The organism is Terriglobia bacterium (assembly GCA_020072565.1).
GTDB lineage: Bacteria > Acidobacteriota > UBA6911 > UBA6911 > UBA6911 > JAFNAG01.
In genome coordinates this window covers 1-11,017 of sequence record JAIQGI010000125.1, presented here as the reverse complement: position 1 = coordinate 11,017, position 11,017 = coordinate 1, and the positions used below count along the sequence as shown (strand labels likewise).

Below are 11,017 nucleotides of genomic sequence, written 5' to 3'. Positions count from 1 at the left end.
AGGACGTATATGCAATGACCACGGCCAATGGCTATACTGGTTGCCGGAACCGACGCCCAATGATCCTGCCAACGAATCAACCTGTGTCAGTGCAACTGCGGGAGATGCAATATGAAAACTGATCCTTTGAGTTGGACGTACTCGCCTGCCCCCGCTGCGGCGCCCAGATGAGAATAATTTCTGCCATCGATACTCCCGATGCTATCCAGAAGATTCTTGCCTGCCTTGGCCTCCCCACGAGGGCCCCGCCCATCGCCCCTGCGGCATCGGGTCCAGATTCGCTGCATGCATAGTAGCAGTTCGACCAATCCGCCCTGTTGCTAAAGGCGGAGGTGTGCCCGGGATGGCCAAGGTAACCTGCCAATCCGCCCTGCAATCAGGCGCCGTCGCACAAAAAGCCGGTTTTCGGAAGCAGATTCGGCAGTACAATGCCTGCCTGGGAGGGGAAAAAGCCCCTCGGTTGACATAACTCGTATTTATCGGAAGCTGGACGAAGCCGATCGTGAGATGGCAATCAAGCGAAAGGCAGCCAATTCCACCTATCCTTTCGCGTTGCCCGCTCGCGCGGGTCGGAGTTGGAGAACCTTGAGGAATTAGAGCATTGGGAGAATCGCAAAGTCAAGGACTTTCATCGCTACCTCTTCGTTCCCTTGAAGTCTCAGATAATCCAAGCTACGAACCTGTGGCAAGGACCTTTGCAAAGACCAAAGGAGCACGATTCCTCACAGACTATTCTGACTATTCAGATCCTTATGACACGCCTCATGCAGTCTAGGATCAAGAATTGGCGGCGCACTTGGGTGAAATGAACCCGGGTTCGGAGCTTGAGTGGGGTGCGGCTCTTTTGGATTTGCCGAAAAACTATTGATATTCCACGATTTGACGCAAATGCAGGAGTACACAAGGTGCCATTTTGGGCGACATATGCCTTGCTCGGATTCACATGCCCTATTGGTTCCCGAAGCATTCCGAAAATGCCCCGTTACGCGAGACCGCCATCTTTAAGGCTTTCGGAGCTTTCGATATGTCTATGAAAACCGCCGTTTTGCACTCCTGGATAACCTCTGAATTGGGTTTTTACCCACTGAAAACATGAGACATACAAGTGAAAATCTAAAAGAGCCACACCCGCTTGAGTGAAGGGGATACCCTATTAACGAATCTAGCAACCGTCCCTACGGCCCCCTACCTATGCCCTATTTTCATAGCTCGCGAAGCGCAACCAGGAGCTCCATTCTCATGGCCTTTCCGATAGGAATAGCGATAGCAGATGCAGTTATGAAAAGCAGAAATAGACATGCGCCTATGTAAGTAACCAGATCTGTCTGGCCAATTTCAAAAAGCATGTTTGCTAAAATCTTCGTCAGCGCCAACGCCGCAATCCAGCCAGTCCCGATGCCTACAACCACATATCGCATGCCACGACTAAGATATTCCCACATAATGTCGCAATTCCTCGCCCCCAAGGCCAAACGCACGGCAATTTCGTGCCGCTGCTGGCTCACGAGAAAGGACATGACGCCATATATGCCTATCGATGCAAGAAGTATGGCCATAATCGCAAAACCGGTCAGAATTGATGTATAAAACCGTGGCTGGGCTAGCGAATCGTATATAACCTCCTCCATTGTCCTCACCTCAGTAAGCGGTTGATCGGTCTCCATACTCCGTATGGTTCTCCTGATATCCGCTACCAGATTCAACGGATTCGAATCAGCGCGCACAGCCAGCGCACTCTGAGGTGCACCGAGGTACTGCAAATAATCCATGTACAGCTCGGGTTGGGTAGGTAAGGCCAGACTCCTATGTTTGACATCCTTGACGACGCCAACGACCGGCAGTCCCTTTCCCCACTTGATAATCTTACCGATAGGATTCTCGCCGGGCCACATCTTGCCAGCGAGCGCCTCATTAACGATGGCAACACGCTGGCTGTCAGCTGTGTCCGACTCTCTAAACGGACGGCCCTTAACAATTGGAATCCTCATCACATCGAAATATTCTGGACTGACCGACCTAAACGCAGCCGAAAATACTTCCCGGTCCGCAGTCGACCTTATCTGGAAGAGCGCATCTCCACCAGCAAGCGGCAGAACGGTCGAAAGTCCCGCTGCTCTGACACCGGGAATCGCTTGCACGCGACGCAAAATCTGCAAATAGTACATAGCCTGCTGCTTTTCATCGGATATACGATACTCGGGGAGCGGAAGCTTGAGCGTCAGGAGATTTTCAGCGTTGAATCCCGGGTCCACCGTCATCAAATTATAAATACTCCGCAGCATTAATCCGGCGCCCGTCATCAGCAGTAAGGACAGCGCCGTTTCTGCGATGATAATGCAGCCCCTGATGTGCCGTGAGCGCTTGCCGCCATACACATTCCGCGCTGTTTCCTTCAGGATCTCATTAAAATCCTGCTTTGACGCATGCAGGGACGGTAGCAGTCCAATTGCAACCGTGCATATGAAGGACAGCGCAATCGTCACGCAGAGCACTCGCCAGTCGATGCTTGTCTGTTCTAATCGCGGCACGCCAGACATCCCCCCAAATGTCGTAACCAACCATTGGATCTCCACACTGCCCAATGCCAGACCGAGAAATGCTGCCGACAGCATGATAATCAGGATTTCTATAAGGCACTGCCGAATGATCCTGGACCTGCTAGCGCCCAAGGCTGCCCGCAGGGCGATCTCCCGGGACCGCTCGGCGTTGCCGACAAATATGAGATTGACCGCATTCAAGCACGCAATCAGTAAAACACAACCGACCGCACCCAGCAGCAAAAAGAGCTTAGATCGAACCTCTCCGACGGTGCTCTCACCTATCGTTCGTATCGCCACGCTCCAACCGGCATGTTCATTGGGATATTGTCGTATGATCGCTTCTGACATGCGCCGCGCTTCAGCTTCCACGCTCTGCGCGGAAATCCCAATGTTGGCGCGTGCGTATACCTTGAACAATCTCCAATCGCGATGACTGAGTTGTTCGCTGGAGAATTGCAGAGGAATCCAGAACTCGCTTTTCCGGTCAGTAAATTGAAACTCAGCCGGCATGATCCCGACGACCGTAAATTCCTTCCCGTTCAATAAAATAGACCTTCCAAGCAAAAATGGGTCGGCCTGGAAGCAGCGCTGCCAGAGTCTCTTCCCGATAATCACGGCCCTCGAAGGGGCCGTGAAGTCCGTTTCCACGAACCACCGACCCGCAAAGGGCGCCGTTCCTAGAAGGGGCAAACAGTCGACCGTAACGGATCCACCTGCCACCTGTTCAGCCTCATTCCTGCCTTCCACTATCATCGTGCAAGATTCAACTGCGGCCATCTTTGCAAACACCCGAGTTTGAGTCTGCCAACTTATGAAGTCGCCGGCAGAAAAAGACCTCAAGCCTTTCGCCGTCTTACCGGATATCTCATAGATCATTTCCGGCGTACTGTAGACAAACGGCCGTAGAAGCACAGCATTCACCACGCTAAAGACTGCGGAACTACCGCTACTCCCGAGAGCCAAAACGGCTATAGTGAGAACAGTTATCCTTCGGTGCCTCACTAGCATCCTTAACGCATAACGGAAATCGCACAACACTGATACCATTCCCAAGAACCCTCACATGTACGTCGCCGGCGCGCGGCGCTCATTTGAGGCAGGTTGCGGGCGGCCGCAAGCGACTCTCCCCACAATAAACCCTGAGCGTCAGGCCGGACTGCGTCACGCATCACGCACTGGCCGTGAAACTAAAGACTGTAGCGCTCCGCCAGCAGTCTATTATATGATGGCCAATCCATCTGAGGCATTAAAATACGATTCGTCTTTACAATTCATCCCAACTCCATCAAGGTCCGTAACGCGGGTGCACTCATGCACCTTGCACGACGTTCCCGACATATCCGTACAGAAACCTGTCATTCTTCTTGATAAACTGCGCCGAACACAAATCACGATAATACCGACAACTAGAGAATAACTCCTTGTGCTTACCCTGAGCTACAATCTTTCCGCAATCCATAACGACAATCAGGTCAGCCGTAATGGCGGTCGCCAATCTGTGAGCAATAATGATGACCGTTTTGCTTACTTTCAGCCCCCTGATCGCGTCCCCAATGTGTCGATCGCTCTCCGCATCGATTTCCGAACTTGCCTCATCGAAGATCAGGATCTGCGAGCGTCTCAGCATTGCGCGCGCAATCCCCAACCTCTGTCGTTCCCCACCGGACAACTTGTATCCCCGCTGCCCCACATTGGCACATTTTTGGGACACCTCTGGTATGAGCACATTTTTGGGACACCTCTGGTATGCGGAGCAGATTAGCAGCCTCCGGATCAGGAGAAGTAGGGGGCGGCGGTCGATGCTGCTGCAATTGGCGGGGGTCTCGTCGGCACGCCCAGGCAATCAAGAATCCTATGGATGGCTTCGGGCGGATTGATCGCTGCAAGGATGCGCATGCGGCCGCCGCAACGGGGACATTTTAAAACGTCAATCTCAAAAACTCTTTTTAAAAGCTGAGCCCAGGAGTAATTCCGGGGCCGGTTATCCCCTTTATTTTTAGCATTTGCCGGATCGGCTAGGGCGGGGCAGTCACGGTGCGCGGTCCCATGACAGGCCGGCGGTTCGGGAACGACCAGCGGCCTCCAGGCGGCCGAGGGAGCAAGGATTCCATGATACCTGACCAGATTGAAGCGGGGCGGAGGCACAAGCGCAGCAAGCTTTTCGACCAGTTCGCCGGGCTCGAAGATCACATGCGAGGTCCCATCTCGCCAGCGGCGTTTGAGGCGATAGAGCAGTCTTCCATCGGGCATAAGCGACAGCCGCTCCGTGGCCAGCGGCGGGCGGCCCGCGTAGCTCGCCAGACGCTCAAGCCGAACGCGGTCATGAGCCGCGATCCGGACGCCAGCGTGAATGCTGTAGCCGGCAACCGACGCACAGCATGAGCCGGAGTCCATGGTTTGGCTTTCCACATCGACCTCGTCGCCAACCTTCGTAACACGCCGGCCGGCGCGCGGGCCGGTTGCCACTCGTCCCGAAATCGATGCGCCATACAGCTCAGCCAGCAGCGGCTCCTCCCGCCCGAGCGTGTCCGCTTCCTCCGGAGCGGCCTCCGGCCCCAAGCCCTTGCGCTCGAGAAGCCTGGCGACGCTGCGGTGAACGCGATCGGCAACGCGCGCCACTTCGGCGTCGCTCGGCGGCGCCACGTCCCGGAAAACCACTTCTCCTTTTTCGTTGACGATGTAGATGCCATCCAACACGAGGCTATGGATATGCGGATTGAGCCGGAGGGCATCTCCGAAGCGCTGGACAAAGCTCACGGCGCCGCACCGCGCGCGGCGGTCCGAAGCAGGAATGCCGGCGCGGCGGCGAATCGAGGCAAACACGGCACGCACGAAGATCCGCAGAACCTCTCCCAGCAGAGACGAATCGTAGGCAAGGCGGTAGCGCAAGGCAAAAGGAAGCGACAGCACCCATTGACGGACAGGGACCTCGGGAAAGACTTGATCGACGAGATGGGCGGCGGTATCCGCCATGCGCCGCCCGCAACAGCACGGACAAAATCCGCGACATTTACAGGAAAACGGGACAAGTCTGTCGAGGCGGCAGGCGTCGCAGTGAATGCGCAAAAAGCCCCGGGCCATGACTCCACAATCAAGGAAGGATCGCAGCTCCCTTTCCACAAACCGGGGCACATGCCGGTCCCGCAGCCGCTGCCTGTCGAGGAAATTCTCCAGCTCTGCGGCAAGAACGCGATAGAGAACGCTCCCCGCAGGATTACGGGGGCGGTATTCGGCCGGAGTTTCACACACTGTGAAATCCGGCCACTCGGTCTTGAAGACAGCGCTTGCCGGCTGATGGATCTCCCATGGCCGGGGCGCTGCATGAAAATCGGACATCACGGCCGACAGCCCTCCTCACGCGGCCTGCAGGGCCGCACCTTTTCTAACTGCCAGCCGGCGGTTTTGACCCAAAGATCTCGCTGCACATGAGATTTTGGAGCCGTGAAGGGACTGGTCAAGATGCCGACCAGAAGGCTCGCCCCTTGAAAACCACGCGCGGAGTGGTCTGGTGAAACTCGAGGCGCGTCACGCGGGCGGGGAGGTCAGGAGGCAGCAGGGAATCCAGGATGGCGATTCGCTTCCGAAGACCGCAAGAGTAAGATGAATCCGGGAATTTCCAAAATGGCTGGGTAACCGACCATCGTATACAGATAGGCATTCCCCACCAGGACACCGACCAACACCAACGAAATGACGGTCGAACTCAACAAGCGTTCCAACCGCTCCATGAGAATGGGATTTTCAGGCATAATGATTCCCTTGGGTACGGGCGGCATTGTAGCACGGCTTGAGGATAATGACCGGAGCAGATCAGTGTCAGCCCGGTTGCGTTCCCAACGGATCGCCACCGGGTTTTGATAATGGTTTCCGGGCAGGTCGAACGTGCGACCATCTTCATCCAGCGGTTATGTACGACAAGGCTACAATTCGCTCTTTGACAGCGATTTCTCCTGCAAATATACGAAGCGGATGCCTGATCGGCGACGGCCTAGTCATTGAAAAGATCCTGCGGCACCTGAAGCTGTGGGACCGGCCCGAACGTCCGCCTCCGCGCCCCGCCGGGCGATCGATCCAATATGATGAGGAGATCGCCGGGTTTGACGAGGCCGGACGCGGCCGGCTGAGGCGGTCCCGGGCTCCTGTGCTTTCAAGACGGCCGCCCTTGCCTTGGCGGAAGTGTGCCCGAAATCGGCGCAGGCGCGGTGATGGGGAGCGGGTCGGGACGTCCCGACCCGCTCCCCATCCTCGTCTTCCCCCCTGCGAGCCCCCTTTCACGGACGCGGCAGCTGCTTCCCATCCGGAATCGGGGATATTTCGGAGATGTTTCCAGGCCAGGTGTACCATCCTCACCCACCCCCTCCAAAACAATTCCCTATCATTAAACCACTGCACGGATACGACTACCGCGCTACTGACTTTTCAGTTCTAGAACATAAAATCCTATTTTGGCGGTGTAGATGTAATGTCCATCATAGATAATTCCGTGCACTCCTCCTCTTATCGTCCATTTCGCCAGTTCGATCGGTTCACCAGGTTTGGTTAGATCAAAAACTGTCACACCATCAACTCCAGCAAACAGCAAGTTCTTTGATATATATCCTTCCAGAACTTCCTGGTGACCAAGAGCGCTCATAACAAGCCGTGGAGCTTTTGGGTCCTTAATATCAAATGTTTTGATCCCATTGAAAGAGCCAAGACAAAGTTGCTCATCGACAAGATGAACACTCGAGGCTCCTTTTGTATCGGGAACGGTGGCCACTAGACGTGGCAATGTGGGATCAGAAATTTCAACTATCTCTAGTCCATCTCTCATATCCGCGACATAGGCTATTTGATCTCTGATGCTGATTTCCCAGTATTGTCCTCCATTACTCCATTGGCCAATCTTCTTTGGGTTACCGGGATCTTTGATATCAATGACCTTGAGACCTTCTAGTCTATCGCATAGATAAGCATAAGGGCCTGACTTTGCAAAGCCGTAAATCTCTCCCTGGTCGCGATATCTTCCAAGTAGCTTCGGCTGCTTTGCATCTGATATATCAACAATGATGAAACCGTTCGTCCCTCCGCTCAAATAGGCAACTCCATCGATTACTCCTACATCCCTTATGAAGCCCAGTTCGAGTTCCGCTACTTTTGCCGGACTTTCCCGCTTGCTTATGTCAAGAACTAGCAATCCATCGTTTGTACCTAGATACGCATAGTTGTCTTTGATATCGAACCCGTACGCCATGTCAATACGGTATCTTCCAACTACAGATAATCTTCCATCTCCGCCAATTGTTGGATCAATACAGCTCGAGTTAGTAACCGTAAGCAATACCAACAGCGTGAGATTGATTCCTGTTCTTTTCATTTTGACTCCTTGTGCCCTCTACGAAAATCTTGCCGATTTTGCGATGGAAATCGGTGGACTAATTCGCCTCCTCCTGAGTTTGAGAATGTTGTGCGCCGCGAGCGCACGCGTGATTGCCCGGCGATCGACGACTGCCCGCATGGCAGGCCCGGGATCGATGCCGGGCAGACAACCGAGCTCCTTGCGCGCATCTGCTCGCAACTGCTCAACGGAAACCTGGAACCTCTCCCTCTCTTGCAGGGAAAGCAACAACCGGATGTGCCACCGTTCGTTCGGCGTTGGTGTGTGAAAGCCTCCGGGCCGGGAGGTCTCGTTGGCCATGAGGCGTGCGGCTTCGACATCATCGCAGGTCCACCCCCCGGCGCGATCGTGGCGCACCGACTCGTGATGCGCCCGGACTTTCAGGGATCCCATCCCCGCTTCGCATGCCCCATTATAGGACGGAAGCCGCGGCGGCGACAGCAGATGATGCACGTCGCGCGCCTCCAAAAAGCTTTCGACATCAACGGCGGTGAACGCGCCGCCGTTATCCGACTTCAAAACCAGGGGCGCACCGTGCTCGCGGAAAAGCGACTGCAACGCAGTTATGGTCGTTTCCGCCGTTGCTGCCTCTGCCGGCAGCGCCAGCAGCTGCGACCCGCTCGCCAGATCGCGCACCACCAGAATCGGCCGGTAGATGCCATCTACCGGCCAGGGAGGTTCCGTTGCCAGCGCAGCGCATGAACCAGCACTCGGTTCTTTTTCAAGTGTGCCTTTCTCGTATAGCTTCTCAGTTTGGCGGGTACTTCCAATGGTCGATTGGCACGTTCCACCTCTTATGCGGCAACCATTCGCATTTCTTCCCTTATCCATTCCCGGACTGCCTTCACATCGAGTTTGACAATCGTGTGGGCCCGCTTTGCGAGTGCCTCATATCGTGCCTGGCCTACTTGCATCAGCTTCCAGAGCTTGTGCGCAGTGGGGTGATGGTCCAGATACCAATGGCACCGGCAACAGAGGGCGGAGCAGTTGTCGAGGTGATAACGGGTCGCCCTGTTTCTCCTGCTATGGAAATGGCTGCAATGGAGGTCATCGCGCCTCATGCTGAAGTCGCCGCTGCAGCGTGCGCATATCCAGTTCGCCTGGGTCCGAACCGGGAGCGAAAACTCCCGATCCAGCCTGTCCAATCCCATCGACATCCAGCTCCCCCTACTGCTTCATGGGCATCAGCACGTATCGGTACTCAAACTCAGATTTGCCCGCCGGCCTCAGTTCCGCCTGGGTTTCGCCATCCTTCAGCGCAACCGTCACGTTCGTCGACTCACAGGCGCCCAGGAAGTCGAGGATGTATTTCGGGTTGAATCCGATCTCGAGCGGATCTCCCTCGTATTCCAGAGGAAGAACCTCGCAGGCTTCCCCGATCCCGACTGAACTTGCTGTAACCTTTAGGGTTCCGGCATCGACTACGAGCTTAATGCACCGAATACGGTCGTCGGTCATGATGCCGGCCCGCTTCACCGCCTTCGCAACGTCTGCCACGGGAACCGTGATCAGCTTGTCGTTGGCCTTGGGCAGCACCATTGCGTAGTTCGGGAATCTTGCGGTGAGGGTCCGACTGATGAGCTGCTTGCCCTCCACCGCGAAGAACAGCTTGTTCTCGCTTGTCCCGAATCCAACGACTGGGTCGCCATCGCCGATCAGCCCCTGAAGTTCCACGAGCGCCTTATACGGAATCAAGGCGTTGATCTCTGATTCAACTTGGGTGAGGTCGGCGCTCTTGGTCACGATTGCCAGCCGATGACCGTCAGTCGACACTATTCGCATCTGGGTCGGCGTTAGAGCCAGCAGCGCCCCCGACAGTGAATAGCCGAGTCTTCTCTGGGGATAGCAAACATCGTGCGCTGAATCATCGCCCAGAGCACCGCCCCGGGAAGCGCGACTACCATGTCGCTCGGGAACGGTGGGATCTGCGGAAAGCTCTCGACAGACAAGCCGGGCATCTTGTATTCCGACTTCCCGGCTTTCAGTTGGACAAAATCGTTTTTGAGGAGCTTGATTCGGATCTCGGCATCTTCGGGTTGAAGTCGCACAATGTCGAACAGGCGCTTCGCGGGGACGGTTGCCGCGCCTTCGTCCTCTGCCTGAACCTCGCAACCTGCCTGGGTCGAAACATCGAGGTCCGTGCCGGCAATTGTGAGTCTTTGGCCCTCAACACGAAACAAAACGTTCGCCAGGATCGGGATTGTGCTCCTTTGCACGGCCACGCCCTTTGCCAAGTCCAAGGGTTTAAGATCTCGTTTCTCGAAACGATGAAGTCCATGCTATCCCTCTTCACATCCGGTGATTTTGTTCCAGGATTCCCGGCGATAGGCCCTGGCTGATAGGTTCGCGCCGTTCTGTTACTGGGCCGTCTACCTGTTCGCCGCGCCGCATTGCACGTGGACTAATTCAGGTCGGGCCTCCTGCTTCCGATTGGGGTGGTGAAGGGCCGACTAGAGGGACGAGCCACGCGAGAAACAGGCGTGGCTGTTTCCATCGGCTTTGGCAGTTGCCGCATCACAATTCCGATCCCATTGAGTATCACCAATACAACGCACAGAATCCCGCTTCCCAGGGACCAACTCTTCGCGCCTACCGAAATCAGCACGCAGCCGGCAATCAACATCAAAAGATTTACGATCACGCTCACACTCCTTGTGACTTCGCCCTTGGCAGCCAGCAGCACCCAAGGCAGTCGCCAGCTAGCGGCAGGACTGTGCTTGCGTGCCGGAGCGCCCCGCCGGGCCCTGTCCGGGCCGGTTACTCGCTGTCGATGAAGTCGGCGAGTTGCGCCAGAACGTGGAACGTCTCGCTTCCAATGCGCGCCGGGTTTCGGCAGAGGCTCCTGCTTCAGCATCCGCTCATCCAGCCGACCCGCAACCACGGCGCGCGGACGATTCCGACAGCGGCGAGGAGTTCGCGCGCGGCCGCAGGCGCTCGTGGGCGCGGTTGATTAAGAAAGTGTACGAAGCGGATCCCCTGGTTTGTCCCCGCTGCTGCGGACCGCTTAAGATTATCAGCCTGATCGGCGACGGCCTAGTCATTGAAAAGATCCTGCGGCACCTGAAGCTGTGGGACCGGCCCGAACGTCCGCCTCCGCGCC

The 11,017-nt window shown here is 55.9% G+C and carries 8 protein-coding genes; 1 reads left to right on the top strand and 7 read right to left on the bottom strand.

Annotated elements, in window-relative coordinates:
- Positions 1 to 1,202: 1,202 nt before the first annotated feature.
- The 7 genes from LAP85_29645 to LAP85_29615 all read right to left on the bottom strand — a co-directional run bounded on the left by LAP85_29645 (position 1,203) and on the right by LAP85_29615 (position 10,029).
- Entirely contained in the window at positions 1,203 to 3,587 is a 2,385-nt protein-coding gene (locus LAP85_29645; GenBank protein MBZ5500575.1) for an ABC transporter permease, read from the bottom strand.
- A 262-nt stretch (positions 3,588 to 3,849) separates the two neighbouring features.
- The gene (locus LAP85_29640; protein ID MBZ5500574.1) at positions 3,850 to 4,266 is read right to left on the bottom strand and encodes an ATP-binding cassette domain-containing protein; all 417 of its coding nucleotides are present in this window, start codon (positions 4,264 to 4,266) and stop codon (positions 3,850 to 3,852) included.
- 47 nt (positions 4,267 to 4,313) lie between these two features.
- Positions 4,314 to 5,876 carry a transposase gene (locus LAP85_29635; GenBank protein ID MBZ5500573.1) on the bottom strand — a complete coding sequence of 521 codons (1,563 nt, stop codon included), beginning with the start codon at positions 5,874 to 5,876 and terminating at the stop codon, positions 4,314 to 4,316.
- Between the two features lie 1,072 nt (positions 5,877 to 6,948).
- The gene (locus LAP85_29630) at positions 6,949 to 7,896 is read right to left on the bottom strand and encodes a hypothetical protein (protein MBZ5500572.1); all 948 of its coding nucleotides are present in this window, start codon (positions 7,894 to 7,896) and stop codon (positions 6,949 to 6,951) included.
- Between the two features lie 18 nt (positions 7,897 to 7,914).
- Complete coding sequence (locus LAP85_29625; GenBank protein MBZ5500571.1) at positions 7,915 to 8,748, bottom strand: transposase family protein; 834 nt, start codon at positions 8,746 to 8,748, stop codon at positions 7,915 to 7,917.
- Positions 8,712 to 9,074, bottom strand: coding sequence for a hypothetical protein (locus tag LAP85_29620; protein ID MBZ5500570.1), 363 nt, complete (start codon positions 9,072 to 9,074; stop codon positions 8,712 to 8,714). Before LAP85_29620 ends, LAP85_29625 begins: the two co-directional genes overlap by 37 nt.
- A 10-nt stretch (positions 9,075 to 9,084) precedes the next feature.
- On the bottom strand, positions 9,085 to 10,029 hold the full coding sequence (locus LAP85_29615) for a hypothetical protein (GenBank protein MBZ5500569.1): 945 nt from the start codon (positions 10,027 to 10,029) through the stop codon (positions 9,085 to 9,087).
- A gap of 609 nt (positions 10,030 to 10,638) precedes the next feature.
- Here LAP85_29615 and LAP85_29610 point away from each other — a divergent pair.
- Positions 10,639 to 11,017 (top strand): hypothetical protein (locus LAP85_29610; protein MBZ5500568.1); only part of this gene is annotated, 379 nt, incomplete at its 3' end.